This window comes from Massilia sp. CFBP9012, assembly GCF_034045115.1.
In the GTDB taxonomy this organism is placed as follows: Bacteria; Pseudomonadota; Gammaproteobacteria; order Burkholderiales; family Burkholderiaceae_D; genus Telluria.
Window position 1 is genome coordinate 347993 of record NZ_JAXCWM010000007.1, and the last position, 15239, is coordinate 363231.

Consider the following 15239-nt stretch of genomic DNA (forward strand, 5'->3'; position numbering starts at 1 on the left):
ACATTGGGAATAGGTGGTGGCAGCTTACAAAAATAGGTGGCGGCAGCGGTGAGAACACTAGCTGAGCTGGCGCAAGGGAAATGTTCACCTTGGTACCCCGCCCTTATAATACGATGTATTTTGGCACGCTGGAATTTCCCGGGAGATAATTTTGATGGATCGTGAGTGGTTGAACAAGTGGCTAACTGATGCAAGCCCCGAGGAAGTAAGTTTTATTCAATCCGTTGAAGCAGGTACTAGTCGGCTCGACGGAGTGATGTCGTCCCAAACTTTCTCTTTGCGCGTTCAATTCGATTGCGACGGCGTGGACATGGACATGCTTTGGGCGTATACACCTATGTCTTGGCAGTGCCCGGCCTGTCTACGGTCAAAGTCTCAAATTGCGAGGCCCAACAAAAATGGCGATCTAATGTGCCGCCTGGTGGAGCATCATGACCACATGAAGGATTACTTGATAAGGGAGTTCGAGAAAATCTCAGCGGGCCTTGATCGAGTGCTTGCAAACGAAGCGGCCGAGAAATTTGCGAAGCGTAGCGCCCCCATGGTTTCAGCTTACGATAACACTGTGATCTGTAACGACTGCAACAACGCCGATGCCGTCGCAAAGAAACTGGCTGGAACTCATCCTTCATTTTCGTTCTCCCCAGCCGAGATTCTAGCCTTTGTCATCGCCTCACCGAATGCGGAGCACAAGGTCAGCTCAGATGCCGCAACAAGAATTTGGAACGAGAATCGAGAGACTTTCAATCTTCGGATGAAGATAGTCTCGCGCATTGCCGAGATCGCAGCGAAAGATGAGCATTGGTACCAAACCACACCACATCAATTCCATCCTGATTACCTCAGGCAAACAGCCGAAAGTTATGCTGCAATCACAGAAGCAAGACGTGCATTGCGTGTGCTATGCGGGCCGCCGAGGAAGCAAAATAATAAAGCGCCTAAGGAATGGAGAGCGAAGGGAGTCAACTATCGAGTGCAGATACCTACAGCAGGGCAGATAGAACACGTAGCCAAAGTCACCAGCTACAAAAGGTGGCAGATGGTTCCGGACAACTGGCACTGCCCAAGTTGCCGTCGATCGAAAGCGCAAATTGTCCGTCCCACGAAGCAATCAGCATGGGCGCTGCCTATCACATCGAAGGTCTATCGAGACAGGTCTGCAAGGTACGGCTACAGCAGTGTATTTGTCTGCGACGATTGCGGCAGTGCCGCCGTCGACATCGTCAAGGAAGCCGCAGCTGTTGCCGGCGTCGAAGCGGGCGCCTATGCACGTCAAATCGACGTAGACGAGATAGCGCAGATTGTTCTCCCCCGTCCTCACGCGGTTCATCGAATTGCGAACGACAAAGCGGATGCTTTGGTTGAAATCATTGCGTCTCGATTGCGAGTTTCACTTTCATCGGATATCTAAGTCAATACCATGTGAAGCAGCCGATTCATTGTTCCGGCTAATGGCCGGCCCTTGAGATCAGCAAATTATTCCTGAGCCATAATTTCATATAATTCCCATTAGGAAATCTTTTCACCCCTTCTTACCGAGCGTTTTTAGCCTATTGATCCTGATTCCTTGCAACTAAGATGGAGTACGGAGCAATTTCTAAAATCTCCTAGATCCACGCAGATATGCGACATTCTAACGGCAGTGAACAAGTCAACGCCTCTACTTCTCAGGGGATCTCGTTAGCGTCGTCAAGCAACATCGCCCATGGTGACTATTCTGAAATCCGAAAAAAGCAACTTCTCCGGGAATTGAGTGCAACCGCGCCTCAAATTACACAGCAAGATTGCTCATCCGGAGTCGTGACAGTTAGATGACTGAATGCGCCGAGGCGGAAAAACTACTACAAGAGCGGTTTTTTGTGTCGTGTTGCAATACAGCCAGTTATAACTTTGAGGAAGATTAAAAGATGGGCAACTTGATGAAGTCGGGGCACGGTCTGCGCGTGGTGGCAGCAATTTTGGCCAGCTTCGCAGTGTTGGCATAGATTCTGGTGCAGATCGGGCGTGTAATCGGGTGGCTATAAACTGTACTGGCTTCCCTTCAAGAAAACGGTGGAGGCCAACAAAGAATGCCGCAAGCATCACGGAGATTTTGGCGCGTCAAAACCTCCGTAATTATTCAGGTTGTCGCTCCCCCCAAATAGCAGATTTAATGTCAATTTTCCTTGCTAGCCCTGTAAAAGACTACAACAATTGGCAATTAAAGGTTGTTCTGTCCGTCAAGCCGGTATTTACTCGACCGTCACCGACTTCGCCAGATTACGCGGCTTGTCCACATCGGTCCCACGCGCCAACGCCGTGTGATACGCCAGCAGCTGCAGCGCCGCCACGTGCAGGATCGGTGACAGCAGGCCGTAGTGTTCCGGCAGGCGAATCACGTGCAAGCCATCGCCCGAGGTGATGCGCGAATCGACGTCGGCGAACACGTACAGTTGGCCGCCACGGGCACGCACTTCCTGCATATTCGATTTCAGCTTTTCCAGCAGCGCATCGTTCGGCGCGATCGTTACTACCGGCATTTCTTCGGTTACCAGCGCCAGCGGGCCGTGCTTGAGTTCGCCGGCTGGATAAGCCTCGGCGTGGATGTACGAGATTTCCTTGAGCTTCAGCGCGCCTTCCAGGGCGATCGGATAATGGATGCCGCGACCCAGGAACAGGGCGTTTTCCTTGCGCGCGAATTCCTCGGCCCAGGCGATGATTTGCGGCTCGAGCGCCAGCACCGACGACAGCGCGACCGGCAGGTGGCGCATCATCTTGAGGTGTTCGGCTTCCTCGGCGTCCGTCAGCCGGCCGTTCACTTGCGCCAGGGTCAGCGTCAGCAGGAACAGCGCCGCCAGCTGGGTGGTGAAGGCCTTGGTCGAGGCCACGCCGACTTCGACGCCGGCGCGGGTGATGTAGGCCAGCTGGCACTCGCGCACCATGGCGCTGGTCGAGACGTTGCAGATGGTCAGCGTATGCTGCATGCCGAGGCTGCGCGCGTGCTTGAGCGCGGCCAGGGTGTCGGCCGTTTCGCCGCTCTGCGAAATGGTCACCACCAGGGTGTCGGGGTGCGGCACGCTGTCGCGGTAGCGGTATTCACTGGCGATCTCGACGTTCACCGGCACCTTGGCCACCGATTCGATCCAGTACTTGGCGGTGAGGCCGGCGTAGTAGCTGGTGCCGCAGGCCAGGATCAGCACGCGGTCGATCTTCTTGAACACCGCATAGGCGCCGTCGCCGAAGAGTTCAGGCATCACGCCGGTGACGCCCTCGAGGGTGTCGCCGATGACGCGCGGCTGCTCGAAGATCTCTTTCTGCATATAGTGGCGGTATGGGCCGAGCTCGGCCGCGCCGGTGTGGGCGTGCACGGTTTTCACTTCGCGCTCGACCGGGCGGCCGTCGACATCGACGATCCAGTAGCGGGCCAGTTGCAGGTCGACCACGTCGCCTTCTTCCAGATAGATGATCTGGTCGGTGGTGCCGGCCAGCGCCATCGCGTCGGAAGCGACGAAGTTCTCGTCCTTGCCCACGCCCACGATCAGCGGCGAGCCCTGGCGCGCGGCGATCACGCGGTGCGGTTCTTCGCGGCAGAACACGGCGATGGCGTAGGCGCCCTGCAGGCGCTTGACGGCCTGCTGCACGGTCTCGAACAGGTCGCCGGTGTACAGGTGGTCGACCAGGTGGGCGATCACCTCGGTGTCGGTCTGGCTCGTGAACTTGTAGCCCAGCTTGGTGAGTTCGTCGCGCAGCTCGTCGTGGTTTTCGATGATGCCGTTGTGGACAAGTGCGATACGCGCATTGTCTTCGGTCGGCGAGAAGTGCGGGTGGGCATTGTGCGACGCCGGGGCGCCGTGGGTGGCCCAGCGGGTGTGGGCGATGCCGGTGAAGCCATCAAGGCTGGCTTCTTTGACTTGCGATTCGAGGTCGGCCACGCGCGAGGTGGAGCGCGAGCGGGTCAGGCGGCCGTCGAGGTGGATGGCCACGCCACAGGAGTCGTAACCCCGGTATTCGAGGCGTTTCAGGCCCTCGATCAGGACGGGGGTGATATTACGTTTGGCGACTGCTCCGACGATACCGCACATGGCTAACCTCTCGAATGGAAAAACTGTTGAGTCTTATCGTAGAGCAATCCGAATGAAATAAGCTTACAGTGTGCGGCCAATTTTGTTAGATTATTTCATTCATCGATAAACAAGAAATATTGTTTCATATAATTCATAAAATTTATTAAATATTTCATCAAAATGACGGAATCGCCAACCCTCGACGACCTCGATCGTCGCATCCTGACTATTTTGCAAACTGACGCATCGCATACGAACGCCGAACTGGCGGCGCTCGTGCACGTGTCGCCACCCACCTGCCTGCGCCGCGTGAAGCAGCTGACGGAAAGTGGCGTCATCGAGCGCCAGGTGGCGATCGTGGCGCCCGACAAGGTCGGCAGCCGCCTGTCCGCCATCGTCGAGATCACGCTCGACGTGCAGGCCGCCGAGCGTATGGAAGAGTTCGAGAAGCTGGCAGCCAGGGAAGCGGCCGTGCTGCAGTGCTACCGGGTGTCGCCAGGACCCGATTTCGTGCTGGTCGTGCAGGTCGCCGACATGCCGGCCTATCATGCGCTGGCGCACCGGCTGTTCACCTCGCACGCTAACGTGCGCAACGTCAAAGCCTATTTTTCGACCCACCGCAGCAAATTCGACACCCGGATCGCCGTCTAGATCACAGGCCGCAGCCTGTGGATAATATTGTGGAAGACCAGGTGGATGGACAGGGGGTAAGCACGGTAGAACCCTGTGTTTATCTTGTTTATTACCTGTGATTAGCCTGTCGACAGCCGGTGGATTACTTCTTCACTTTCACCGGGCGCTTCCATCCTTCGATCGTGATTTGCCTGGGCCGCGAGATGGTCAGCTTGCCGGCCGGCGCATCCTTGGTGAGCGTAGTGCCGGCGCCAATGTTCGCGCCCTTGCCGATCGTCACCGGCGCCACCAGCTGGCTGTCGCTGCCCACGAACACCTCGTCCTCGATCACGGTACGGAACTTGTTGGCGCCGTCGTAGTTGCAGGTAATGACACCGGCGCCGATGTTCACGCGCGATCCGACGGTGGCGTCGCCGATATAGGCCAGGTGGTTGGCCTTGCTGTGCGCCGCCACGGTGCTGTTCTTGACCTCGACGAAGTTACCCACATGGACGTCCTCGCCCAGCTCGGTGCCCGGGCGCAGGCGCGCATACGGTCCGATCTGCGAGGCGGCGCCAATGGTGGCGCCTTCGATATGGCAGAACGGCTTGATGTTGGCGCCAGCGCCGACCGTGGCGCCGACCAGCACGCAGTTGGCGCCGACCTTCACGCCGTCGGCCAGTTCGACCCGGCCTTCGAACACGCAGCCGACGTCGATAAGGACATCGCGGCCGCAAATCAGTTCGCCGCGCACATCGATGCGCGCCGGATCCATCAAGGTCACGCCTTTTTCCAGCAGGGCGTGGGCGATATTCAATTGATGACGACGCTCGAGCTCGGCCAACTGCACCTTGCTGTTCACGCCAGCCACTTCCCATTCGCCCGACGGGTGCGCCGACACGACCGGCACGCCGTCCGCCACGGCCTGGGCCACGATATCGGTGAGGTAGTACTCGCCCTGGGCATTGTTGTTGGACAGCGCCGCCAGCCACTTCTTGAGGTGGCGGGTCGGGACCGCCATGATGCCGCTATTGATTTCGCGGATCGCGCGCTCGGCCTGGCTGGCATCCTTTTCTTCGACGATGCGCACGATCTTGCCATTCTCGCGCACGATGCGGCCCAGGCCGAAGGGGTTGGCCTGTTCGACCGTCAGGATGCCCAGCTTGTCGTCGCCGGCGGCTTCTACGAGGCGGCGCAGCGAGTCCACCGTGGTCAGCGGCACGTCGCCATACAGCACCAGGGTGGCGCTGCCATCGTCCAGTTGCGGCACGGCCTGCATCACCGCATGGCCGGTACCCAGCTGCGGCTGCTGCAGGGCGGTATCGATCGTAATACCGGTCTCTTGCGCCAGCGCGGACACCATCTCGGGCACCGCTGCGCCGCCGTGTCCGTAAATCACACATAATTTCTGCGGACTCAGGCTACGTGCCGTATCGATAACGTGGCGCAACAGCGGCTTACCAGCCAATGGATGCAGGACTTTCGGCAGGGCGGATTGCATGCGCTTTCCCATGCCGGCGGCGAGGATCACAACGTTCATAAGCCGTTCTCAAAAAGTTGAAAATATGAAAAATTCTAGCATGCGAGATACCTTGTTCCGGCGCACCCTTGCGCTATTCGCGATTGCCGTGATGGCGCTGGCCGCCGGTTGCAGCACGATTCGCTTTTCGTACAACCAGGGCGACACCTTACTGTATTGGTGGATGAATTCCTATGTCGACTTCGAAGGACAACAGGCCGACATCGCCAAGCGCGACATCAATGGCTTGCTCCAGTGGCATCGCCAGACCCAGTTGCGCGACTATGCTGCTTTATTAGGCAATTTCCAGCAAAAAATGGCTGGCAACCCGGGCCAGGCCGACCTGCTCCAGGCCTACCGCGAGATCCGCGTGCGCGGGGAGCGGCTGTCCCAGCGCGCGGTGCCGGAACTGACAACGCTCGCCATGTCGATCACTCCTGCGCAAATCGCCCATATCGACAAGAAATTCAAGGACAAGAACGAGGAATACCGCCGCAAATTCATGAGCGGCAGCGTCGAAAAGCGCCAGCGCGCGCGCTTCAAGAAATCGATGGAGCAGATGGAACTGTGGTTCGGCCGATTCAGCAGCGAGCAGGAGGCCGCCCTGCGCCACGCCTCCGACTTGCGTCCGCTCGACAACCAGCAGTGGTTAGAGGAGCGCCAGTACCGCCAGCGCCGCATCCTGGCGCTGCTGCAAGAAGTACAACAGAAAAAGCTCAACCGCGAGCAGACCACGGCCAAGGTGCAAGGCCTGATGCGCGAGTTGTTCACACGCACGGAGTCGCCCGAGCGCAAGGCCTTCTATGACGCCAGCATCGACCACACGACCAAATACATCCTGACCGCGATCAAACTGGCGACACCGCAGCAAAAGGCCCATGCACAGCAGCGCATGCAAGGCTGGATCAATGATTTCGAGGCCTTGGCAGCAGGTAAATAAGAAGGCAAGGGCGGCCTCCGCAGGCACGGAAAACCGCATGCTATAGTGCCGCCCATGCAAAGAAAGTCCATGAAATCAAGGCCCCAGGCCGCCAAACCCCACGGCGCGCCGCGCATGGCCCAGCACCAGGTCCGCATCATCGGCGGCGCCTGGAAACGCACCCTGCTGCCGGTGGTCGACGCCCTCGGCCTGCGTCCCACGCCGGACCGCGTGCGCGAAACCGTCTTTAACTGGATCAACCACCAGCTCGGCAGCGACTGGGACCAGGCCACTTTTCTCGACCTGTACGCCGGTTCCGGCGTGCTCGGCTTCGAGGCTGCCAGCCGCGGCGCGGCGAAGGTGACCATGGTCGACAACCACGCCCCGGCCGTGCGCCAGCTCGAAGCCAACCGCGACAAGCTCAAGGCCGGCAATATCACCGTGCTGCGCGCCGACGCCCTGACCCTGGCGCAAGACCTGGCCACCCGCGGCCAGCGCTTCGACGTGATCTTCCTCGACCCGCCTTATCAACAGGATCTGCTGGCCAAGACCCTGCCGCTGTGCGCGGCGCTGCTGCTTGATGGCGGCATGGTGTATGCCGAAGCCGAGGCGCCGTTGCCGACCGGAGGCGACGACGTCCCCGACTGGCTGAACGGATGGGAAGTGGTGCGCGCGGACAAGGCAGGCATGGTCTACTACCATTTGCTGAAGCTGCAAGAAAAGGCGGCCTGACTCCCGCCAAGGGCATGGAAACCGCACAACCATTGGGCAAACCATGCCCCAGCCTGGGGCGAATGCCGTGTTTTCAGGCATAATGCGCGTTCTAATAGGGTGTTAATTTTCAGGGAGCCGCAATGGTTGTAGCCGTTTATCCAGGTACGTTCGATCCGCTGACCCGCGGCCACGAGGATTTGGTACGCCGCGCATCCGGGCTGTTCGACCGACTGGTGGTCGGCGTCGCCGACAGCCGCAACAAACGTCCGTTCTTCACGCTCGAAGAACGCCTGGATATCGCCAACGAGGTGCTTGGCCATTACCCCAATGTGCAGGTCGAGAGCTTCTCGGGCCTGCTCAAGGACTTCGTGCGCAAGCACGACGCCCGCGTGATCGTGCGCGGCCTGCGCGCGGTGTCCGATTTCGAATACGAGTTCCAGATGGCGGGCATGAACCGCTACCTGCTGCCCGACGTCGAAACCATGTTCCTGACCCCGTCCGACCAGTACCAGTTCATTTCGGGCACCATCGTGCGCGAGATTGCCATGCTGGGCGGCGACGTCTCCAAATTTGTATTCCCTTCGGTCGACCGCTGGCTGCAGCAGAAAATCGCCAGCATGGCGCAAGCGCCGAAGGCCTGATTATCCAGGACGTATCATGGCTTTATTGATTACCGACGACTGCATCAACTGCGACGTCTGCGAACCCGAATGCCCCAACGATGCCATTTCGATGGGCGAAGAGTATTACCAGATCGATCCGCACAAGTGCACCGAGTGCGTCGGCCATTTCGATGAACCGCAATGCGTGCAACTGTGCCCGGTTGCCTGCATTCCGCTCAATCCGGAATGGCGCGAATCGCGCGAAGAACTCCTCATCAAGTACGAGCGGCTAACGGCCGACAAGGCCCCAGCCTGATCTGCTCCCCAAGCCGGCAACTCTGCCGGCTTTTTTGTTCCCACTCCCAGCTTTCCTGACCGCGTACCGGCTGTTCCGACATGCGGCTTCCGCACGTCCTTGAACGCCATTTGTTTCATCCAACCCCATTCTTCCATCCTGACCCGCTACTCCCGGTTAACGTTGACGGGCGCTTTTTCGCGCTTATTGGTCTGCTGGTTTCGCTTGTTTGCCCTGTTACCGTAAGTGCATTTATATAGAATATAGAATGTGAACTTTGTTGAACCTCTATCATTTACTATCTAACTCATCAATATGTGCCGTCAAGTTGTCTCTATCGTTGATAATTTATGGCCCAATCACAGCAAACGTAAAGCACATCCATATTCTCCTAAAATTACTATAATTGACCACTAAATATACTCAACAGCATGATAACTCACGCATTAGCGATCTTTCTTATAAATCCTCTTTTTGACTCTTTGTGAACTTTGTTAAATACAAGAGGCGCGAAAATCCCGGTAACGTAAAGTCACCAGGCATAGAGCGACATCCGGGCGTTTTTCAGGGGGGGGAAAGAAGATTGCAGCCGTGGCGGCGTGCTACAGAAGGCAGGGACGAAAAAAAACGCGGTGTCCGTTGCCGGAGACCGCGTCAGGGGAGAATTCGGTAATAATTAGTGGCGGATGCCCATCGCACGCACCTCAGCGGCGTCCACCGGATCCAGGCTGGCCAGCTTGCGCTTGAGCGCCAGCGCTTCGTCCAGGGCGCGGCGCGCGGCCAGCTCGGCCTTGCTGCGGCGTGGACGCACGGTCAGGTACAGCGCGCGGCCGATGCCGACCAGCAGCGGGCGGAAGAACAGGACAATGCCAGCCAGCAAAGCAAGATACACGGTGGTGCTGAACACCTGGCCGTAGGGTACGGCAGCGGCAGCTTGGACTAGGGAGGCGGTGGAAGACATAATAGGCTCGTTCTGTTATTGTTGAGAACTATAGTGCGTCGCAACATATAAATCTAATTTTGTTCCCTGATGGCCCTTATACAGTTTGTGAATGATTTGGAGTACACTACCCGTACCCCTGTATTCACAACAGTTTTCTCCTGAATCCCATGAGCTTTCTGACGCTTGACCTGAATCTGCTGCGCGTATTCGACGCGGTGATGACCGAGCAAAACCTGACCCGTGCCGCCGGCCACCTGGCCATGACCCAGCCCGCAGTGTCGAATGCGATCAAGCGACTACGAGAAAGCCTGGGCGACGAACTCCTGATCCGCACCGCCTACGGTGTCAAGCCGACCCCGCGCGCCGAAGCCCTGTGGCCGGCCGTGCGCCAGGCCCTGGCGGCGCTGGAAGCGGCGGTGATGCCGGAAACCTTCGACGTCTCCAAGGCGCAAGCGACCTTCCGCATGGCGATGGCCGACGCCACTGCCGCGCTATGGCTGCCTTCCCTGATGCGCTCGATTGAACGCGAGGCGCCGGGCGTAAACATCCGCATGGTGCCGCTGACGACGCGCGAGCCGCGTCCGATGTTGTTGCGCGGCGATATCGACCTGGCGGTCGGCTTCTTCCCCGGCGTCGCGGCCCAGCTATCGTACGAAACCGGTTCGCCGATCCGCCACGAGCGCCTGTATTCCGGCGTCTATGTGTGCGTGATGCGCAAGGACCACCCACTGGCCAAGGAAAAGCTCGACCTCGACACCTACTGCAAGGCCAATCACTTGCTGGTGAGCTTCTCGGGCCGTGCCCACGGCCTGGTCGACGAGGCACTGGCCCAGGTAGGTCGCGAACGCCGCATCCTCTTGACCGTGAACCAGTTCTTCACGGCGGGCAGGGTGGTGGCGAACTCCGACCTGATCACCGTGTTGCCGAAGCACTTGATGGTTTCGACCGGCATGACCGATGTGCTGATCTGGAAAGAGCTGCCGCTACAGCTGCCGGCGGTCCACCTGGACATGCTGTGGCACGAACGCGATGGCCGCAGCCCGGCCCACCGCTGGCTGCGCAAGAACCTGGAATCGATGGCGGAAAGCGCCTCGAAGAGCGGCGTGCGCAAGATCGTCTGACAGCGCCAACGCTGGTATCGACCAGCAAAATGTTTCACGTGAAACAAAACGGCCAGGCAAATGCCTGGCCGTTTTACTTTTAAATCACGGTCTGACGATCAGCGGATCGGCAGCTTGGTCGTATTCTTGACTTCTTCCATCACCGCATAGGTGTGGGTTTCGCGCACGCCCTTCTGCAACAGCGTCTTGCCCAGGAACTCGCGGTAGGCCGCCATGTCCTTCACACGCGCCTTGACGAGGTAGTCGAAGCCGCCGGCCACCATATGGCATTCCAGCACCTCGGGAATCATCTGCACGCTCTGCTTGAACGCATCGAACACCTCGGGCGTGGTGCGATCGAGCACGACTTCGATAAAGACCAGCAGCGACACGTCGAGCAACTGCGGATTGAGCTGGGCCGTATAACCCATGATATAGCCCGATTCGTGCAGTTTGCGCACGCGCTCGAGGCAGGCCGCCGGCGACAGGTTGACGCGCGCCGCCAGTTCCACATTGCTGATGCGGCCGTCATTCTGCAGCTCGGCGAGGATCTTCTTGCTGATCTTGTCCAACATCGGGTGTCTCCCGTTAATTTTATTCGGTCAGATTGTCGCATCAAAAACTATCTATTGCTAGTAACGATTAAAAGCAGAATTAATCCAGAAGAAATCCTTCTACAATCGAATCATTTCCACCGAGTTCCAAACTGCGCCGGCCACGTGATGTGGCACGGCGCTTTTGCTGTGCGGTGGCCCTCGTTGTGTATTTTTCTTTTGACTAGATAGCCATGCAGATCGCTGCTTCCCCGGCCTCCACCTTCGTTCCCTTCGACGCCCTCCACGCTGAAACCAGGCGCGAGCAAACGCCCCTGCGCGCCGCCATCACCGCTGCCTACCGCCGCGATGAATCCGACGCCGTGCAATGGCTGCTGGCCCAGGGCGCCACGCCCGGCGCCGACGCCCAGCCGCTGGCGCATCGCCTGGTCTCGGCAGTGCGCGAAAAGCGCACCCGCGCTTCGGGCGTGGACGCGCTGATGCACGAGTTCTCGCTGTCGTCGGAAGAAGGCGTGGCGTTGATGTGCCTGGCCGAAGCGCTGCTGCGCATTCCGGACAGCGAAACCGCCGACCGCCTCATCGCCGACAAGATCAGCCGCGGCGACTGGAAGAAGCACCTGGGCGAATCGCCATCGCTGTTCGTCAATGCCGCGACCTGGGGCCTGCTCATCACCGGCAAGCTGGTCTCGCCCAATAGCGAGCAGGGTCTCGGCTCGGCGCTCACGCGCCTGATCGCGAAGGGCGGCGAACCGCTGATCCGCAAGGGCGTCGACATGGCGATGCGCATGCTGGGCAACCAGTTCGTCACCGGCCAGACGATCGACGAAGCGCTGAAGAACAGCCGCGACAACGAGACCCGCGGCTATCGCTACTCCTACGACATGCTGGGCGAGGCGGCGCTGACCGAGAGCGACGCCAGGAACTACTACGCCTCGTACGAAGCCGCCATCCACGCGATCGGCAAGGCCTCCAATGGCCGCGGCATCAAGGATGGTCCGGGCATCTCGATCAAGCTGTCGGCGCTGCATCCACGCTACAGCCGTGCGCAATACGCACGCGTGATCGGAGAACTGCTGCCACGCGTGCGCAGCCTGGTCCTGCTGGCCAAGACCTATAACATCGGCATCAATATCGACGCCGAGGAAGCCGACCGCCTCGAGATCTCGCTCGACATGCTCGAAGCGCTGGCGTTCGACCCAGACCTGGCGGGCTTCGAAGGCATCGGCCTGGTGGTGCAGGCCTATCAGAAACGCTGCCCGTTCGTGATCGACTTTCTTGTCGACCTGGCCAAGCGCAGCGGCCAGAAGTTCATGGTGCGCCTGGTGAAGGGCGCCTATTGGGATGCCGAGATCAAGCGCGCCCAGGTCGACGGCATGCCAGGCTATCCGGTCTATACGCGCAAGGTGTACACCGACGTCTCCTACCTGACTTGCGCGCGCAAGCTGCTGGCGGCGGCCGACGTGCTGTATCCGCAGTTCGCCACCCACAACGCCCACACGCTGTCGGTGATCTACACCTGGGCCAAAGAGGACAAGGTCAGCAACTACGAATTCCAGTGCCTGCACGGCATGGGCGAGACGCTGTACGACCAGGTCGTGGGCAGCAAGAACCTGGACAAGGCTTGCCGCATCTACGCGCCGGTCGGCTCGCACGAAACCCTGCTGGCCTACCTGGTGCGCCGCCTGCTGGAAAACGGCGCCAACTCCTCGTTCGTGAACCAGATCGTCGACGAGAACGTCGCGATCGACACGCTGCTCACCGATCCCTTCGACGTCGCGCGCGCCAGTGCTGGCCGTCCGCATCCGGCGATCGCGCTGCCGGTCGACATGTTCGGCAACGAGCGCAAGAATTCGGCGGGCATGGACCTGGTCAACGAAGACGTCCTGGCCAAGCTGGCGATTGGCCTCGCGCAGCAGCGCCAGCATGTCGCCGGCCCGCTGATCGCCGGATCAAGCGACGCCGGCGTGCCCGCCAACGTGGTCAATCCCGCGATGTCGGGCGATATCGTCGGCCAGGTGAGCGAAGCCTCGCGCACCGATGTCGAAACCGCCCTGGCCGCTGCCAGCGCCTTCGCCGGCGAATGGGCGGCCACCGCCACCCATGAACGCGCTGCTTTCCTCGAGCGCACCGCCGACCTGTTCGAACAGAACGGCGTCGAGCTGATGGCCCTGGCCGTGCGCGAAGCCGGCAAATCGCTGCCGAACGCGATCGCCGAACTGCGCGAAGCGGTCGACTTCCTGCGCTACTACGCGGTGCAGGTCCGCGGTTCAAGCAAGGCCGAGGCACTGGGACCGGTCAGCTGCATCAGCCCCTGGAACTTCCCGCTGGCGATCTTCACCGGCCAGGTGGCGGCCGCCCTCGCCGCCGGCAACGTGGTGCTGGCCAAGCCGGCCGAGCAGACCCCATTGATCGCCTACCGCGCGGTGGAACTGTTCCTCGAGGCGGGCACGCCGCGCGCCGCGCTGCAGCTGCTGCCGGGCCGTGGTGAAGTGGTGGGCGCCGCCCTGACGGCGGACAGCCGCATCAAGGGCGTGATCTTCACCGGTTCGACCGAAGTCGCCCAGCTGATCAACCGCACGCTGGCCAAGCGCGCGGAACAGGAAGGCATCGACATCCCGCTGGTGGCGGAAACCGGTGGCCAGAATGCACTGATCGTCGACTCCTCGGCGCTGCCGGAACAGGTGGTGCAGGACGTCCTCAGTTCGGCCTTCGATTCGGCCGGCCAGCGCTGTTCGGCGCTGCGGGTGCTGTTCCTGCAAGAGGACATCGCCGACAAGACCATCAAGATGCTCAAGGGCGCGATGCAGGAACTGCGCGTGGGCTGCCCGGACCGCCTGGCGACCGACATCGGCCCGGTGATCGATGCCGAAGCCCAGCGCAACCTGCTGGCCCACATCGAACGCACCAAGGCCACCGCGCGCAGCCACTTCGCGCTCGAGCTGCCGGCGTCGGTTCTCGAGGCCGGCACCTTTGTGCCGCCGACCGTGCTCGAAATCGCCTCGCTGGCCGAACTCAAGCAGGAAGTCTTCGGCCCGGTGCTGCACATCGTGCGCTACCGCCGCGCCGAGCTGCCATCGGTGATCGATGCGATCAACGCCACCGGCTACGGCCTGACCCTGGGCGTGCATTCGCGCATCGATGAAACCATCGACACCATCGTCAACCGCGCACACGTTGGCAATATCTACGTCAACCGCAACATCGTTGGCGCGGTGGTCGGCGTGCAGCCGTTCGGCGGCGAAGGCAAGTCGGGCACCGGTCCGAAGGCCGGCGGCCCGCTCTACCTGAAACGCCTGCAGCGCGGCGCCGCGCCCCTGATGGAACACGTGCGCCAGCCAGAAGCAGCGCTGGAAGCCCTGATCGGCTGGCTGCGTACGGATGGCCAGCAGCCGGTGGCCGCGCTGGCCGAAGGCTACGCGCGCACCTCGCTCAATGGCGTGTCGATGGACCTGCCCGGCCCGACCGGCGAAAGCAACCGCCTGTCGTTCACGCCGCGCGGCGCCGTGCTGTGCGCGCCGGCTACCTCCGCCGGCCTGCTCAATCAACTGGCAGCGGCCCTCGCCACCGGCAACCGCGCGCTGGTGCTGGCGCCGACGCCTGAATCGATCCCGGCCAACCTGCCGGCGGCGGTGAAGGAGCGCGTACGCTTCGTGGGCAAGGAAGAGATCGACGCGGCCGACGTCGCGATCGCGCTGGTCGAAACCGGCCTGGCCGGCCTGCTGCGCACCCAGCTGGCAGCACGCCCTGGCGCGATCGTCGGCATCGTCGACACCGACGCTTTGGTCCCGGTGGACCTGTGGCGCCTGGTCGCCGAGCGCGCGGTCTGCGTCAACACGACCGCCGCTGGCGGCAACGCAAGCCTGATGACCCTGGGCCTGTAAAAATCGTAGGGTGGACGGCCATGCCGTCCACCCGTCCAACAAACAGAAAACCAGCAG

At 60.5% G+C, this 15239-nt stretch carries 12 protein-coding genes; 8 read left to right on the forward strand and 4 right to left on the reverse strand.

Annotated features, from left to right (window positions below):
* The first annotated feature begins 154 nt into the window (after positions 1–154).
* The gene (locus SOM61_RS14185; protein WP_320474689.1) at positions 155–1411 is read left to right on the forward strand and encodes a hypothetical protein; all 1257 of its coding nucleotides are present in this window, start codon (positions 155–157) and stop codon (positions 1409–1411) included.
* Between the two features lie 820 nt (positions 1412–2231).
* Here the strand turns inward: SOM61_RS14185 and glmS are convergent.
* On the reverse strand, positions 2232–4061 hold the full coding sequence (glmS, locus tag SOM61_RS14190; protein WP_320474690.1) for a glutamine--fructose-6-phosphate transaminase (isomerizing): 1830 nt from the start codon (positions 4059–4061) through the stop codon (positions 2232–2234).
* Positions 4062–4223: 162 nt separating this feature from the next.
* Here glmS and SOM61_RS14195 point away from each other — a divergent pair, with 162 nt between their 5' ends.
* Complete coding sequence (locus tag SOM61_RS14195; RefSeq protein WP_320474691.1) at positions 4224–4694, forward strand: Lrp/AsnC family transcriptional regulator; 471 nt, start codon at positions 4224–4226, stop codon at positions 4692–4694.
* 124 nt (positions 4695–4818) lie between these two features.
* Here the strand turns inward: SOM61_RS14195 and glmU are convergent, their stop codons facing one another.
* The gene (gene glmU / locus SOM61_RS14200) at positions 4819–6195 is read right to left on the reverse strand and encodes a bifunctional UDP-N-acetylglucosamine diphosphorylase/glucosamine-1-phosphate N-acetyltransferase GlmU (protein ID WP_320474692.1); all 1377 of its coding nucleotides are present in this window, start codon (positions 6193–6195) and stop codon (positions 4819–4821) included.
* A gap of 40 nt (positions 6196–6235) precedes the next feature.
* Between glmU and SOM61_RS14205 the strand changes: the two genes are divergently transcribed.
* The 4 genes from SOM61_RS14205 (at position 6236) to SOM61_RS14220 (ending at position 8725) form a co-directional block, all read left to right on the forward strand.
* Positions 6236–7114, forward strand: a complete 879-nt coding sequence (locus SOM61_RS14205; protein ID WP_320474693.1) for a DUF6279 family lipoprotein — start codon at positions 6236–6238, stop codon at positions 7112–7114.
* Positions 7115–7183: 69 nt separating this feature from the next.
* On the forward strand, positions 7184–7825 hold the full coding sequence (rsmD, locus tag SOM61_RS14210; RefSeq protein ID WP_320474694.1) for a 16S rRNA (guanine(966)-N(2))-methyltransferase RsmD: 642 nt from the start codon (positions 7184–7186) through the stop codon (positions 7823–7825).
* 122 nt (positions 7826–7947) lie between these two features.
* Positions 7948–8448, forward strand: a complete 501-nt coding sequence (gene coaD / locus SOM61_RS14215; protein ID WP_005664073.1) for a pantetheine-phosphate adenylyltransferase — start codon at positions 7948–7950, stop codon at positions 8446–8448.
* 16 nt (positions 8449–8464) lie between these two features.
* Positions 8465–8725 carry a YfhL family 4Fe-4S dicluster ferredoxin gene (locus tag SOM61_RS14220; protein ID WP_123067682.1) on the forward strand — a complete coding sequence of 87 codons (261 nt, stop codon included), beginning with the start codon at positions 8465–8467 and terminating at the stop codon, positions 8723–8725.
* A 655-nt stretch (positions 8726–9380) separates the two neighbouring features.
* Here SOM61_RS14220 and SOM61_RS14225 read toward each other — a convergent pair.
* Positions 9381–9665, reverse strand: a complete 285-nt coding sequence (locus SOM61_RS14225; protein ID WP_320474695.1) for a hypothetical protein — start codon at positions 9663–9665, stop codon at positions 9381–9383.
* A gap of 149 nt (positions 9666–9814) precedes the next feature.
* Here SOM61_RS14225 and SOM61_RS14230 point away from each other — a divergent pair, with 149 nt between their 5' ends.
* A complete protein-coding gene (locus tag SOM61_RS14230; protein ID WP_320474696.1) occupies positions 9815–10768 on the forward strand; it encodes a LysR family transcriptional regulator in 954 nt (317 codons plus the stop codon).
* Positions 10769–10866: 98 nt separating this feature from the next.
* Here the strand turns inward: SOM61_RS14230 and SOM61_RS14235 are convergent, their stop codons facing one another.
* Complete coding sequence (locus SOM61_RS14235; protein ID WP_005664065.1) at positions 10867–11322, reverse strand: Lrp/AsnC ligand binding domain-containing protein; 456 nt, start codon at positions 11320–11322, stop codon at positions 10867–10869.
* 212 nt (positions 11323–11534) lie between these two features.
* On the opposite strand from SOM61_RS14235, the gene putA reads away from it, so the two are divergent.
* On the forward strand, positions 11535–15182 hold the full coding sequence (gene putA / locus SOM61_RS14240; RefSeq protein WP_320474697.1) for a trifunctional transcriptional regulator/proline dehydrogenase/L-glutamate gamma-semialdehyde dehydrogenase: 3648 nt from the start codon (positions 11535–11537) through the stop codon (positions 15180–15182).
* Positions 15183–15239 lie beyond the last annotated feature (57 nt).

What these genes read in the sequence shown, in the direction of transcription:
- SOM61_RS14185 (WP_320474689.1), top strand. Translation starts at nt 155, where the DNA reads ATGGATCGTGAGTGGTTGAACAAGTGGCTAACTGATGCAAGCCCCGAG.
- glmS (WP_320474690.1), bottom strand. Translation starts at nt 4,061, where the DNA reads ATGTGCGGTATCGTCGGAGCAGTCGCCAAACGTAATATCACCCCCGTC.
- SOM61_RS14195 (WP_320474691.1), top strand. Translation starts at nt 4,224, where the DNA reads ATGACGGAATCGCCAACCCTCGACGACCTCGATCGTCGCATCCTGACT.
- glmU (WP_320474692.1), bottom strand. Translation starts at nt 6,195, where the DNA reads ATGAACGTTGTGATCCTCGCCGCCGGCATGGGAAAGCGCATGCAATCC.
- SOM61_RS14205 (WP_320474693.1), top strand. Translation starts at nt 6,236, where the DNA reads ATGCGAGATACCTTGTTCCGGCGCACCCTTGCGCTATTCGCGATTGCC.
- rsmD (WP_320474694.1), top strand. Translation starts at nt 7,184, where the DNA reads ATGAAATCAAGGCCCCAGGCCGCCAAACCCCACGGCGCGCCGCGCATG.
- coaD (WP_005664073.1), top strand. Translation starts at nt 7,948, where the DNA reads ATGGTTGTAGCCGTTTATCCAGGTACGTTCGATCCGCTGACCCGCGGC.
- SOM61_RS14220 (WP_123067682.1), top strand. Translation starts at nt 8,465, where the DNA reads ATGGCTTTATTGATTACCGACGACTGCATCAACTGCGACGTCTGCGAA.
- SOM61_RS14225 (WP_320474695.1), bottom strand. Translation starts at nt 9,665, where the DNA reads ATGTCTTCCACCGCCTCCCTAGTCCAAGCTGCCGCTGCCGTACCCTAC.
- SOM61_RS14230 (WP_320474696.1), top strand. Translation starts at nt 9,815, where the DNA reads ATGAGCTTTCTGACGCTTGACCTGAATCTGCTGCGCGTATTCGACGCG.
- SOM61_RS14235 (WP_005664065.1), bottom strand. Translation starts at nt 11,322, where the DNA reads ATGTTGGACAAGATCAGCAAGAAGATCCTCGCCGAGCTGCAGAATGAC.
- putA (WP_320474697.1), top strand. Translation starts at nt 11,535, where the DNA reads ATGCAGATCGCTGCTTCCCCGGCCTCCACCTTCGTTCCCTTCGACGCC.